At 69.9% G+C, this 12,348-nt stretch carries 12 protein-coding genes; 6 read left to right on the top strand and 6 right to left on the bottom strand.

Annotation, left to right across the window (positions count from 1 at the left end; genetic code table 11):
• Window positions 1-281: 281 nt before the first annotated feature.
• From ACQPWZ_RS04115 to ACQPWZ_RS04105, 3 genes are all read left to right on the top strand, one after another.
• Entirely contained in the window at window positions 282-656 is a 375-nt protein-coding gene (locus ACQPWZ_RS04115) for a hypothetical protein (protein ID WP_327685530.1), read from the top strand.
• A 92-nt stretch (window positions 657-748) separates the two neighbouring features.
• Window positions 749-2,158, top strand: a complete 1,410-nt coding sequence (locus tag ACQPWZ_RS04110; RefSeq protein ID WP_433570666.1) for an NADP-dependent succinic semialdehyde dehydrogenase — start codon at window positions 749-751, stop codon at window positions 2,156-2,158.
• 21 nt (window positions 2,159-2,179) lie between these two features.
• Window positions 2,180-4,606, top strand: coding sequence for a phosphoketolase family protein (locus ACQPWZ_RS04105; RefSeq protein ID WP_433570665.1), 2,427 nt, complete (start codon window positions 2,180-2,182; stop codon window positions 4,604-4,606).
• A 97-nt stretch (window positions 4,607-4,703) separates the two neighbouring features.
• Here the strand turns inward: ACQPWZ_RS04105 and ACQPWZ_RS04100 are convergent, their stop codons facing one another.
• Window positions 4,704-5,183: an Lrp/AsnC family transcriptional regulator gene (locus ACQPWZ_RS04100; RefSeq protein WP_313947848.1), complete on the bottom strand. Its 480-nt coding sequence runs from the start codon at window positions 5,181-5,183 to the stop codon at window positions 4,704-4,706.
• Between the two features lie 73 nt (window positions 5,184-5,256).
• On the opposite strand from ACQPWZ_RS04100, the gene ACQPWZ_RS04095 reads away from it, so the two are divergent.
• Window positions 5,257-5,736, top strand: a complete 480-nt coding sequence (locus tag ACQPWZ_RS04095) for a DUF2000 domain-containing protein (protein WP_433570664.1) — start codon at window positions 5,257-5,259, stop codon at window positions 5,734-5,736.
• Between the two features lie 18 nt (window positions 5,737-5,754).
• Here ACQPWZ_RS04095 and ACQPWZ_RS04090 read toward each other — a convergent pair whose 3' ends face one another.
• The gene (locus tag ACQPWZ_RS04090) at window positions 5,755-6,726 is read right to left on the bottom strand and encodes an NADP-dependent oxidoreductase (protein ID WP_340471750.1); all 972 of its coding nucleotides are present in this window, start codon (window positions 6,724-6,726) and stop codon (window positions 5,755-5,757) included.
• 158 nt (window positions 6,727-6,884) lie between these two features.
• Here ACQPWZ_RS04090 and ACQPWZ_RS04085 point away from each other — a divergent pair, with 158 nt between their 5' ends.
• Complete coding sequence (locus ACQPWZ_RS04085; protein WP_340471749.1) at window positions 6,885-7,277, top strand: winged helix-turn-helix transcriptional regulator; 393 nt, start codon at window positions 6,885-6,887, stop codon at window positions 7,275-7,277.
• A gap of 28 nt (window positions 7,278-7,305) precedes the next feature.
• On the opposite strand, the gene ACQPWZ_RS04080 is transcribed toward ACQPWZ_RS04085, so the two are convergent.
• From ACQPWZ_RS04080 to ACQPWZ_RS04070, 3 genes are all read right to left on the bottom strand, one after another.
• A complete protein-coding gene (locus tag ACQPWZ_RS04080; RefSeq protein WP_433570663.1) occupies window positions 7,306-8,460 on the bottom strand; it encodes an LLM class flavin-dependent oxidoreductase in 1,155 nt (384 codons plus the stop codon).
• Window positions 8,461-8,506: 46 nt separating this feature from the next.
• Window positions 8,507-9,061: an NADPH-dependent FMN reductase gene (gene ssuE, locus ACQPWZ_RS04075; RefSeq protein WP_340471747.1), complete on the bottom strand. Its 555-nt coding sequence runs from the start codon at window positions 9,059-9,061 to the stop codon at window positions 8,507-8,509.
• Between the two features lie 591 nt (window positions 9,062-9,652).
• Entirely contained in the window at window positions 9,653-10,228 is a 576-nt protein-coding gene (locus tag ACQPWZ_RS04070; RefSeq protein ID WP_433570662.1) for a CGNR zinc finger domain-containing protein, read from the bottom strand.
• Window positions 10,229-10,330: 102 nt separating this feature from the next.
• Here ACQPWZ_RS04070 and ACQPWZ_RS04065 point away from each other — a divergent pair, with 102 nt between their 5' ends.
• Window positions 10,331-11,503, top strand: coding sequence for an epoxide hydrolase (locus ACQPWZ_RS04065; RefSeq protein ID WP_433570661.1), 1,173 nt, complete (start codon window positions 10,331-10,333; stop codon window positions 11,501-11,503).
• A gap of 82 nt (window positions 11,504-11,585) precedes the next feature.
• Here ACQPWZ_RS04065 and ACQPWZ_RS04060 read toward each other — a convergent pair whose 3' ends face one another.
• Window positions 11,586-11,996, bottom strand: coding sequence for a Rid family hydrolase (locus ACQPWZ_RS04060; RefSeq protein ID WP_433570660.1), 411 nt, complete (start codon window positions 11,994-11,996; stop codon window positions 11,586-11,588).
• Window positions 11,997-12,348: the final 352 nt, after the last annotated feature.

Genomic DNA, 12,348 nt, shown 5'->3' with positions numbered 1-12,348 from the left:
CTCGTCCTCGGCGGCTCGGCCGGCGCGGGCCCCCTTTCGGGCAGCCGTCTCGCTCTCGGTGACCGCGACGGTCGACGGCTTCGGCCGGCACCGCCGGCGCCGCATCGCCCGCCCCGCGCAGCCGTGCCGCAGCAGCCGCCCACCGTCGGCGGCCTCACGCCATCCCGGCCCCACACGCTTCGGGTTCGCCGCCTCAGGCATCGCGCCCCCACCGATGAACCCCTACCCGGTCGGCCCTCGGCGGGCCGGCGCGAACACCGCACGGAGAGCGAGGAATCACGGTGAACAGTGCCGATCAGAGCACCACACCTGTCGTGGTGAGCATCACCGGATGCGCCAAGGAGGATGCCGACAAGGTCTTCCGGGCGCTGGGACAGTCGCACGCGTCCGATCGCGATGACGGGGACGCGCCCCAGTACGTGTCGGGCGATCACGCGACCGTGTGGACGGCGACCTTCGACGTCTCCGGTACGCACACGGCCTCCGGGCCCGTACAGCTGTCCGAGCCCGTCGAGGCCGAGATCCAGGGCGGCTACTGGGCCGTCGACCGGATCCAGGAGACCCTCGCCTCCGCCTTCACCGTGCAGGAGCAGGGCATGGCGGCGGGCGACCAGGAGAAGGACGTACAGCTGCGGCTGTCCAGCGGCGGCAGCTGACGGACGCCCCGCCGGGAGGCTGTCCGTCCGCAGTACCGGACGGCCCGAGGCGCGCCTGTGCCGAAGAACCGAGTTCGAGGAGGACAGTGCCCATGCCCATCGCCACGGTCGACCCGGCCACGGGTGAGACGCTCAGGACCTTCGACGCGCTCGGAGCCGATGAGATCGAACGGCGTCTCGCGCTCGCCAGGAGCGCTTTCGCCGAACACCGACTCACCGACTTCGGCCGCCGCGCGCAGCTCCTGGACCGAGCCGCCGATCTGCTCGGCGACGACGAGGAGGAGATCGCCCGCACGATGACCACCGAGATGGGCAAACCCATCGCGGCGGCCCGAGCCGAGGCGGCGAAGTGTGCCAAGGCGATGCGCTGGTACGCCTCCCACGCCGAGAAGCTCCTCGCCGACGAGCATCCCGACGCCGCCGATGTGCAGGACTCCGGCGCCTCCCGGGTCGTCGTCCGCTACCGGCCGCTCGGTGTCGTGCTCGCCGTCATGCCCTGGAACTTCCCGCTCTGGCAGGTCATGCGGTTCGCCGCCCCGGCTCTGATGGCCGGCAACGTCGGACTGCTCAAGCACGCCTCCAACGTCCCGCAGACCGCGCTGTACATGGAGGATCTCTTCCTCCGCGCGGGCTACCCCGAGGGGTGCTTCCAGACCCTGCTGGTCGGTTCCGGCGCCGTGGAGGGCATCCTGCGCGACAACCGGGTGGCCGCGGCGACGCTGACCGGCAGTGAGCCCGCAGGCCGCTCGGTGGCCGCCATCGCCGGCGACGAGGTGAAGAAGACCGTTCTGGAGCTCGGCGGCAGCGACCCGTTCATCGTGATGCCGTCCGCCGACATCGACCGTGCCGCGGCCACGGCCGTGACGGCCCGGGTGCAGAACAACGGGCAGTCCTGCATCGCCGCCAAGCGCTTCATCGTGCACACCGACGTCTACGACGCCTTCGTGGAACGCTTCACCGGCAGGATGCGCGAACTCACCGTCGGCAACCCGATGGACGAGTCCGTGCAGGTCGGCCCGCTCGCCACCGAGCAGGGGCGCGCCGACGTCGAGGAGCTCGTCGACGACGCGCTGGAGCGCGGCGCGACCGCGCTGTGCGGCGGTGGGCGCCCCAAGGGGCAGGACCGCGGCTGGTTCTACGAACCCACCGTCCTGGCGGATGTGACCGAGGAGATGCGCATCCACCGCGAGGAGGCGTTCGGCCCGGTGGCCACCGTCTACCGGGTGGCCGACGCGGAGGAAGCCGTCGCGCTCGCCAACGACACCCCGTTCGGCCTGAGTTCCAACGCCTGGACCCGGGACGCGAGCGATGTGCGCCGGTTCGAGCGGGACATCGAGGCGGGTGGCGTCTTCTTCAACGGCATGACCGCCTCCCACCCCGCACTGCCCTTCGGGGGTGCCAAGCGCTCCGGCTACGGCAGGGAGCTCTCCGACCACGGCATCCGCGAGTTCTGCAACATCACCACGATCTGGCACGGCGCAGCACCCGACCGCGCGAGCTGACGCCGACAGGAGCCCTCACCCATGGACGACGCCACCGCACCCGACCCGGAAGGCCTCGGCGACACGGAACTGGCTGCCCTGGACGCCCACTGGCGGGCAGCCAACTACCTCGCCGTCGGCCAGATCTACCTCATGGCCAACGCGCTGCTCACGGAGCCCCTGCGCCCCGAGCACATCAAGCCGCGGCTGCTCGGTCACTGGGGCACCTCACCCGGGCTGAACCTCGTCCACACCCACCTCAACCGGGTGATCAAGGCCCGCGGCCTGGACGCGCTCTGCGTCTGGGGCCCGGGCCACGGCGGTCCGGCCGTCCTCGCCAACTCGTGGCTGGAGGGCACCTACTCCGAGACGTACCCCGACGTGAGCCGTGACGCGGAAGGGATGGCACGGCTGTTCCGGCAGTTCTCCTTCCCCGGCGGGGTGCCCAGCCATGTCGCCCCCGAGACGCCGGGATCCATCCACGAGGGTGGCGAGCTCGGTTACTCGCTCACCCATGCCTACGGTGCGGCCTTCGACAATCCGCACCTGCTCGTGACGTGCGTGATCGGCGACGGAGAGGCGGAGACCGGGCCGCTCGCCGCGTCCTGGCACTCCAACAAGTTCCTCGACCCCGTCCACGACGGTGCCGTCCTCCCCGTCCTGCATCTCAACGGCTACAAGATCGCCAACCCCACCGTCCTCGCCCGGCTGCCGGAGGCCGAGCTGGACGAACTGCTGCGCGGCTACGGCCACGAACCCCTCCATGTCACCGGCGACGACCCCGCGACCGTGCACCGCGCCATGGCGGCGGCGATGGACAAGGCCCTGAACCGCATCGAGGAGATCCAGCGCACCGCCCGCAGGGACGGCGTGCGGGAGCGTCCCCACTGGCCGATGATCGTCCTGCGTACGCCCAAGGGCTGGACCGGACCCGCGGAAGTCGACGGCCTGCCGGTCGAGAACACCTGGCGCGCCCACCAAGTGCCGCTGTCCGGTGTCCGGGAGAACCCCGAGCATCTGCGGCACCTCGAACGCTGGCTGCGCTCCTACCGCCCCGAGGAGCTGTTCGACACCGGGGGCCGGCCCGTGCCGCAGGTCCTCGCCTGCGTCCCGGGCGGCGCGCGGCGGCTCGGCGCGACACCCCACGCCAACGGCGGACTCCTCGTCCGCGAACTGCCGTTGCCCGCCCTCGAAGAGCATGCCGTCGCCGTCGACAAGCGCGGCACCACGCTCCACGAGCCCACTCGGGTGCTCGGCACCCTGCTGGCCGATGTGATGCGGGCGACCGCCGAGCGACGGGACTTCCGCGTCGTCGGCCCCGACGAGACCGAGTCCAACCGTCTCGGCGCCCTGTACGACGTCACCGACAAGGCCTGGCAGGCCGAGGTGTACGCCACCGACGAGCATCTCGCCCGCGACGGGCGGGTGATGGAGGTGCTGTCCGAGCATCTGTGCCAGGGCTGGCTCGAGGGCTACCTGCTGACCGGCCGCCACGGCCTCTTCTCCAGCTACGAGGCCTTCGCCCACATCGTCGACTCCATGGTCAACCAGCACATCAAATGGCTCAGGACCTCCCGCAGACTGACCTGGCGCCGGCCCATCGCCTCGCTGAACTACCTGCTGACCTCGCACGTCTGGCGGCAGGACCACAACGGCTTCTCGCACCAGGACCCGGGCTTCGTCGACCACGTCCTCAACAAGAGCCCCGAAGTCGTGCGCGTCTACCTCCCGCCGGACGCCAACACCTTGCTGTCGGTGGCCGACCACGCCCTGCGCAGCCGGGAGTACGTCAACGTCATCGTCGCCGGCAAGCAGCCCACCTTCGACTGGCTCAGCCTGGAGGAGGCCCGCGCTCACTGCGCGCGCGGCGCCGGAGCGTGGCCGTGGGCGGGCACGGAGGACGGCACCCGCGAACCCGACGTGGTGCTCGCGTGTGCGGGCGACGTACCGACCCAGGAGACGCTGGCGGCGGCGGAACTGCTGCGCCGCCACGCCCCCGAGCTGTCCGTACGGGTGGTCAACGTCGTCGACATGGCACGGCTGATGCCGCACGAGGAACACCCGCACGGCATGACGGACCCCGAGTACGACGCCCTGTTCACCCGGGACCGGCCGGTCATCTTCGCGTACCACGGCTACCCCTGGCTGATCCACCGCCTCGCCTACCGCCGCGCGGGCCACGCCCACCTCCATGTCCGCGGCTACAAGGAGGAAGGCACCACCACCACGCCGTTCGACATGGTCGTCCGCAACGACCTGGACCGCTACCGGCTGGTGATGGACGTCGTGGACCGCGTGCCGGGGCTCTCCGTCCGGCTCATCGCGCTGCGCCAGGCGATGGCCGACGTGCGCAGCCGCCACCACGACTGGATCCGCGAGCACGGCACCGACCTGCCCGAGGTCGCCGACTGGACCTGGGGCAGCTCCGCGGCAGCCGAGGAGGTGCACGCCTGGCGGGGCGGTGAGTGACCGCCCCGCTGTTCGCGGGCATCGCTGACGGCAGCCGGCATCCGGGAGCGCCGCATCAGGAGCCCGGGCAGCTCCGAACGCATCAGGAGACCCGGGGTCACCCCGTCCGGCGCCGTGCCGCCGGAGCGGTGATGGCGCGGGACTGCACATGCTCGTACACCATGGTCGACTGCACGTCCGCGACCTCCCGGCGCTCGGTGAGCCGGTCGATGACGAAGGCGTACAGGCCGTTCACATCGGGGACGGCGACATGGATGAGGAAGTCGAACGGCCCCGATGTGACGAACAGGCCGATGGTCTCCGGCAGTTGGGCCGCCCATTCGCGGAACCCCTCGATGACCGGCCGGGACGGCGGTCTGATCCGGACCGAGATCAGGGCCTGCACCGGCCGTCCGACCGCCGACAGGTCGAGCGCCGCGTGGTATCCGCCGATGACGCCACGCTCGCGCAGCGACTTGACCCGTTCCAGGGAGGTGGAGGGGGATACACCGGTCTTGGCCGCCAGATCGCGGTTCGTCTGCCGTGCATCGTGCTGCAGCTCCCGCAGAAGAGCCCAGTCGAGCGCATCAAGTTCCATGAATACTCTCCTTTGCCTGATGACGTTCGGCAGGACTCCCTAGAGTACGGATGAGTGCCTAGCGTTTCACGGTATGACCGATCACCATGACGCGGCAGCCGCTCGGCTGCCCCGGACCGACGTCCGCACCGACATCCCGACCCGGCAGGCGCCGCTGAAATGGGTCGTCGTCGTCGACGAGGACCTTCCCGCCGGGAGGGCGGCGAACGCCGCGGCCTGTATGGCCGCGGCGGTGGGCAAGGCCCTGCCCGATCTCCTCGGCAGCGACGGCCACGACGGCTCCGGCACCCCGCACGCGGGTCTGCCCTGGGCGGGTTGCTCCGTGCTCGCCGCGGACGCCGCGACCGTCCGGGAACTGCGCGAGAAGGCCGTCGGTAAGGAGGGCTTCTTCGTCGCCGACATGCCCGAAGCCGCACAGACCTCACGCGTCTACGACGCGTACCTCGACCAGCTGGCCGGCACGAAGAGGGAGGACCTGACCTACCTCGCCGTCAGCTTCGTCGGGCCGCGCAACCAGGTCGGCAAGCTGGTCGGCAGACTGGCCCTGCTCTGAGCCCGTCGGGAACCGCGGTCAGCCGGCCACGTTCAGTACGAGCTTGCCGCGGGTGCGGCCCTGCTCGCCCCGGCGGTGCGCCTCGGCGGCCTCCGCCAGCGGCAGCACGTCCTCGACCTCCACCCGGACCGTGCCCTCGTCGATCAGTGCGGCGATGCGGGCGAGCGAGGGGCCGTCCGGCTCCACCAGGTACGGCTTCGCCACCAGGCCCCGGGCCTCGGCCGCGGCGACCAGTTCGGGGGAGACGCCCGACGGCACGGCGACCAGCGTCCCGCCGGGGCGCAGGGTCGCCAGCGACCGGGTGCTGGTCTCCTCCACGCCGTCGCCGATCAGATCGATGACGACGTCCACGTCCTTCACCGCGTCCTCGAACCGGACCGCGGTGTAGTCGACGAGCTCGTCCGCTCCGAGCGAGCGCAGCCACTCGTGCTTCGCCTCGCGCGCGGTGCCGATCACATACGCGCCGAGGTGCTTGGCGAACTGCACGGCGAAGTGGCCCACGCCGCCCGCCGCCGCGTGGATCAGCACCCGCTGCCCCGGCTCGACCCCCGCGGCGTCGACCAGCGCCTGCCAGGCGGTCAGCCCGGCCAGCGGCACGGCGGCCGCCAGGTCGTGGCCGATCGTCGACGGCTTGCGCACGAACTGCCGTGCCGGGGCCGTCACATACTCGGCGTACGCCCCGGCCTGGCGCGGGAACCACGGCATGCCGTACACCTCGTCGCCGACCTCCAGGGTGTGGACACCGAAGCCGACCGCCTCCACGACGCCCGAGACGTCCCATCCCAGGATGAACGGCGGCTCACCGAGGACGCCGGCCATGCCGCCGCCCTCCCGCGTCTTCCAGTCCACCGGGTTCACACCGGCCGCGTGCACGCGCACCAGGACCTCGGTGGGCAGAGGCTCCGGCCGTGCCACGTCGGCGAGGCGCAGAACATCCGGACCTCCGAAGGTGTCCTGGGTGATCGCGCGCATGGTCGGGCTGCTGGTCATGTACATCTCCTGCGAGAGGTTCCGGGGGTGCGGGCGCACGACCCCGGCGGGCTGATCGATAACACCGGAAAGCTACCCACGGGGTAGTGGTATCCCGCAAGGGCGTCTACTATCCCTCAGGAAGTATTGAGGTCACAGCCTTACCGAGGAGATTGTCCATGCCCATACCCTGCACCACGGGCCAGCATGCGGACCACGATGTGTACGCGTCCCTGTGTCCGTGCCGGGACATCCTGGACCTGCTCGCGGGCAAGTGGTCGGCCCTCGCGATCGGCGCCCTGGAGGAGGGCCCGCAGCGCTTCGGCGCACTGCAGCGGCGGCTCCAGGGAGTCAGCCCCAAGGTGCTGACCAACACCCTGCGGAAACTGGAGGCGAACGGCTTCGTCGAGCGGACCGTCTACCCGGCCGTACCGCTGCACGTCGAGTACGCCCTCACCCCGCTGGGCCGCGGTGTCGCCGAACCCATCGGTCAGCTGCGCAGCTGGGTGGAGTTGCACCTCCACGAGATCCGCGACACGGACTCCTGCGCCCCCGCCCCCGCCCCGGTCTGACGGGCCGGGGCGTCGACCGCCCTCCGCTTCAACGGCCCCCGGCCGTCGCGAACGGCACCTGGGAGAGCACCGGTGCGGCAGGTGCCTGCGGATGGGCCCACAGACCGCGCGACCGCAGACGCGGCAGCACCCCCTCGCCGAACCAGTAGGCCTCCTCCAAGTGCGGATAGCCGGACAGCACGAACTCCTCGATGCCGAGGGCCCGGTACTCCTCGATCCGGTCGGCGACCTCGTCATGGCTGCCGACCAGCGCCGTACCGGCACCACCGCGGACCAGACCGATACCCGCCCACAGGCCCGGCGAGATCTCCAGTTCGTCGCGTCGGCCGCCGTGCAGCGCGAGCATCCGCCGCTGTCCCTCCGACTCGCTGCGTGCCAGCCCGTCCTGAACGGCGCGCACGGTCGCCGGATCGAAACCGGCGAGAAGCCGGCCCGCCTCGGCCCAGGCCTGGTCCGAGGTGTCCCGGGTGATGACATGCAGCCTGATGCCGAATCGCACCGTGCGGCCCTCGCGTGCCGCGAGCCGCCGGATCCAGCCGATCTTCTCCGCCACCGCGGCAGGCGGCTCACCCCACGTCAGATACACATCCGCGTGGCGAGCGGCCACGGTGCCCGCGGTGGCCGACGAGCCGCCGAAGTACACGGGAGGGACGGGATCCGGCAGCTGGGCCAGCTTCGCGTCCGTCACCCGAAGGTGCTCGCCGTCCAGTGTGACCGACCTGCCGGCCCACAAGTCCCGCACGATGTGCAGGAATTCACCCGTGCGTGCGTAACGGGCGTCCTTGTCCAGATAGTCGCCGTACGCCCGCTGCTCATGGCTCTCCCCACCGGTCACGACATTGAGCAGCAGCCTGCCGCCCGACTGCCGTTGATAGGTGGAGGCCATCTGCGCGGCGAGCGTCGGGGAGACGAAGCCGGGACGGAAGGCGACCAGGAACTTCAGCCGCTCCGTCTCGCGGCTGATCATCGCCGTGGTGAGCCAGGCGTCCTCGCACCATGCGCCCGTCGGCGTCAGAGCGCCGGTGAAGCCGAGGTCCTCGGCGGCACGGGCGATCTGGGAGAGATAGCCGATCGTCGGTGGACGGTCGGCACTGGCGGCGCCGGCGGGCGCGCCGTGCCCGCCACCCACGACATGGCGGCTGTCGCCGCTGGTGGGCAGGAACCAGTGAAAGGTGAGGGACACGGGTCTCCGTTCGGTGTCGTCGTCGGGTCCTCGGTCGCAGGAGTCGTCAGCCGGCCGCCGCGAGCACGGCGGTCCGGCCGAGCGCCGACGAGAACTGGTCGACGACGTGGTCGAGCGCCTCGGACGCGTGCGGCGCGATGGCGAGTCCGCCGTCCTCCTGGACGGTGATGTCCTTGTCGAGCGTGAACCAGCCCTGGACGACATGGGCCGCGCCCATCGAACTCAGCACCGGCCGCAGGGCGTAGTCGATGGCCAGGACGTGTGCGGTGGTGCCGCCCGTCGCGAGGGGCAGCACGGTCTTGCCGGTGAGGGCGTACTGCGGCAGCAGATCGAGCAGCGCCTTGAGCACCCCCGAGTACGAGGCCTTGTAGACCGGTGTTCCGATGACCACTCCGTCGGCGCGCGCGAAGAGTTCGGCAGCCGCAACGATGGCCGGATGCTGGAAGTCGGCGCCCAACAGCGCCTCCGCCGGGACGGTGCGGACGTCGAGCGGGAGCACTTCATGGCCCTGGAGGGCCAGTCGTGCGTCCAGATGGCGCAGCAGACGGCCGGTGCGGGAGGTCGCGGAGGGACTGCCGGAGACGGACAGGACGGTGGCCATGGGAATTCCTTCGGGGAGTGGGTGAGCCGACTGCCGCTGCGTCATCTCGATGCATTCGTGCAGGCGGAACGAACATGGGGGACGGCCGAATTCAGGCGCGCAACCATGGGGGAACGGCGCGGAATTGTTCACGCGCCGGCAACAAAGGAAATCCCCGGACCCGGAACCCCCGAGGGGCCGGTGGTGCGGGGATTCGGCCCGTCAGCGGGCCGTGACGCAGCAACAAGAGGCGCTGGAGACACGGGCGAGGTCGACATGGCGTCGCCGTGTGAGATCCAGTCGCGTCTGCATGTCCACGATTGCAGCAAGGCGACGACGGCGAGTCAAGCAATCCGTGATCGGTCTCGTATACCGGACCGGCCGCCGCGAGCCCGTCCACGGGTGCCGGATGCCCGGGGAGTGTCGCGCACCACGCCCTCCGAACCGCACTTCCGGCACCACGGATCCGGCTCGGCGACTCGGCATTCGATCACCGCCGGATCCGGCTCACGGCGTTACCCGACGGCTTCCGGACCGAGTTCCATCAAGGTGCACCCAACGCGACAGATGTGTCGCAGGCGTGGGACCCACTCGGATGTACCGAGGTAGCGATCACTCCGCTGATCCGGGGCTCTTGCGCTGGTTGGCATGGAAGCGGGCCTTCTTCTGACGATTCCCGCACGTGTTCATGTCGCACCATTTGCGGGTGCGGCTCTGGCTGGTGTCGAAGAAGGCGGCCCGGCAGGTCGGCGACGCGCACAAGGCCAGTTTTCCGTCCCGTTCGCCTGCGATGATGCTGATCGCGTCGGCGGCGATCACGCTGAGGGCATCTTCCACGCAGGAAGCCGAGCTGAGCTGCCATCGCCGCTTGCCCTCGGGCGTCAGGATGGCCGCCGCCCGACCCTGAGCGCTGCACTCATTGATGACGTGGACCGCGGACGCAGGGAGAGCGTCCTGGATCGCGGTCGCTGTCGCGGCGGCGTGAATCGACTCCCTCAGTTCCCGAGCGAGGTCGAGCTGGGCGGTGGTGCAGGAGTCCACGGCGAGGCCGCTCACTGCCAGCCAGTCGACGAGTCGGTGCGGGGCCGGAATGCGCTCCACAGCGTCGCCATGACGCTCCGACAGAGTCCCGGTGAAGCTGGTGGCCAGCACGTTGCCGAGGCGGAAGTCAGGGAACTCAGGAGGCATGGAACCACCTTAGCCGGTTGCGCGCCGACATGAAGGCTTGGTAGAACCGTCTTAGCCGGTTCCAATCCACCGGAGCCGGTTCCGCGAAGGTCAGGAGGTGTCATGCCCCGTCTCACCAGCGACGTGCAAGCATTCGAAGCCCACGCAACTGACGCCGACCTCGACGATCTGCGCGCGCGATTGGCCGCGGCGCGGCTACCGGAGGCCGAGACGGTCCATCGCGCCGCGCCCGGCCCTCGCCGATGGGAACAGGGCGTTCCGCTCGCCGACCTCGTCGATGTCGTGAACTACTGGCGCACCGGCTACAACTGGCGGTCGTTCGAAGAGCGCCTCAACCGCATCGGCCAGTTCCGCACGACCATTGATGATCTGGGAATCCACTTCCTGCACCGCCGATCCGCGCGTGCGGACGCCACTCCTGTGATCCTGACGCACGGCTGGCCGGGCAGCATTGCCGAGTTCGTCGATGTCGTGGACGAGCTGGCAGATCCGGACGATGCAGACGCGCCGGCGTTCCACGTCGTGGTCCCGTCGCTACCGGGCTTCGGTTACAGCGACAAGCCGGCCACCACCGGGTGGGGAACCGAAAAGATCGCGGCCGCATGGGTGGAACTGATGGGAAGGCTCGGCTACAGCACGTTCGCAGCACACGGCGGCGACTGGGGAGGCAATATCACCACGGTTCTGGGCGGCAGGTTCCCGGCGCACGTGCTCGGCATCCACTCAACCTTCGCGGAAGCGCCACCCGGGTTGACGACGGACGGGCTGACGGCGACCGAGCGCAAATGGACCGAGGAAACCCGCGATTTCTGGTGCCGTCGCGCGGCGTACGCGAAGCAGCAGGCGACCCGACCGCAGACCATCGGCTACTCGCTCGTCGATTCACCGGTCGGGCTGCTTGCCTGGATCCTTGACAAGTTCGCCGACTGGTCGGACACCGAAGACAGCCCGTTCGAGAAGATTTCCATCGACAGCGTTCTGGACGACGTCACCCTGTACTGGCTGACGCGGACCGGCGCATCGGCGGCCCGCATCTACTACGAGAGCCACAACTCGCTGGACCCCGAACTTCGCGTCGACGTCCCGTCGGCAATCAGTATGTATCCCCGCGACATCGAGAAGTGTCCGCGCCCCTGGGCGCAGGAGCGGTACCGCCAGATCGTCCGATGGAGGTCGCCGGAAGCCGGGGGACATTTCCCTTCGCTGGAGGTTCCCGAGTATTTCGTCAAGGATCTGCAAGAGGGCCTCGCGGCAGTGCTGGCCGCTCGTCGCTGAACGCTGCTGGGTGCCGGCGCTTTGCGACCACTCCCTGAGCTTGTTCGTCAACCGGCTACCCCGTTCGATGCGCCGTTCGACGTCAGTCAGGCAGCGCCGCGGTGAGATCCACCTCGACGAGCTGTCCGGAAAAGCCCAGTTGGGCAACGCCCAGGAGCGTGCTGGCGGTGGTGAACGCCGGCCCCAGGGCAGACTCGGTGAGCCGACGCCATGCGGCTGCGAGAACGTTCCTCTCGTCGCTCCGCACGTAGACCACTGACCGCACCACGTGTTGCGGCAGGGCACTCGCCGCGGCCAGGGCAGTGAGCGCGTTCGCGACCACCTGGTCGACCTGCGTCTCGAGGGAACCGGCACCGACGAGGTCACCGTTCCGATCAAGCGGGCACTGTCCCGCCAGGTAGGCCGTGCGCCCTGCCGCTACCACCGTGATGTGGTGGTAGCCGGGCGTCTCATGCAGCTGCTCGGGGTTGATGCGGGTGATCTTCTCAGTCATGTCCGCGAGTCTGCCCAAGGGCTGTCCCGTCATCCCCGGTGGATCAGCGCGCGGCGTCAGATGCGGTGCATCGCAAGGCGAAGGGTCGTCCTCATACTGGGCGTATTCGGGCGATCCGACAAAGCAGCGAGGGGCCGTAGCTGTCGTCGTGCGCCCGCCGGGGATTACGGGACAGCCCTTGGCGTGTTGTCGGCACGCACCGCAATTTCCCCACCGGCAAGCGCTCCGCAGCAACCTGAGGTTGATGAACAAGCCAAGGGGGCTGTCCCGTAGCACCAGCCGCCGGAATCCGCATCCCGGCGGCCCGGCTGCGGGCCGGACGGCCAGGTGATAGGACGGTTCATGAGGGTCG

Origin of the sequence: Streptomyces sp. CA-251247 (genome assembly GCF_050952975.1) — a bacterium.
GTDB lineage: Bacteria > Actinomycetota > Actinomycetes > Streptomycetales > Streptomycetaceae > Streptomyces > Streptomyces achmelvichensis.
Note: the sequence above shows the minus strand (reverse complement) of the source record. Positions and strands in the feature narration are given on the sequence as shown.

Bases quoted from the DNA above. Each gene is read 5' to 3' on its own strand.
- ACQPWZ_RS04110 (WP_433570666.1), top strand. From the start codon at position 749: ATGCCCATCGCCACGGTCGACCCGGCCACGGGTGAGACGCTCAGGACC.
- ACQPWZ_RS04105 (WP_433570665.1), top strand. From the start codon at position 2,180: ATGGACGACGCCACCGCACCCGACCCGGAAGGCCTCGGCGACACGGAA.
- ACQPWZ_RS04100 (WP_313947848.1), bottom strand. From the start codon at position 5,183: ATGGAACTTGATGCGCTCGACTGGGCTCTTCTGCGGGAGCTGCAGCAC.
- ACQPWZ_RS04095 (WP_433570664.1), top strand. From the start codon at position 5,257: ATGACCGATCACCATGACGCGGCAGCCGCTCGGCTGCCCCGGACCGAC.
- ACQPWZ_RS04090 (WP_340471750.1), bottom strand. From the start codon at position 6,726: ATGACCAGCAGCCCGACCATGCGCGCGATCACCCAGGACACCTTCGGA.
- ACQPWZ_RS04085 (WP_340471749.1), top strand. From the start codon at position 6,885: ATGCCCATACCCTGCACCACGGGCCAGCATGCGGACCACGATGTGTAC.
- ssuE (WP_340471747.1), bottom strand. From the start codon at position 9,061: ATGGCCACCGTCCTGTCCGTCTCCGGCAGTCCCTCCGCGACCTCCCGC.
- ACQPWZ_RS04070 (WP_433570662.1), bottom strand. From the start codon at position 10,228: ATGCCTCCTGAGTTCCCTGACTTCCGCCTCGGCAACGTGCTGGCCACC.
- ACQPWZ_RS04065 (WP_433570661.1), top strand. From the start codon at position 10,331: ATGCCCCGTCTCACCAGCGACGTGCAAGCATTCGAAGCCCACGCAACT.
- ACQPWZ_RS04060 (WP_433570660.1), bottom strand. From the start codon at position 11,996: ATGACTGAGAAGATCACCCGCATCAACCCCGAGCAGCTGCATGAGACG.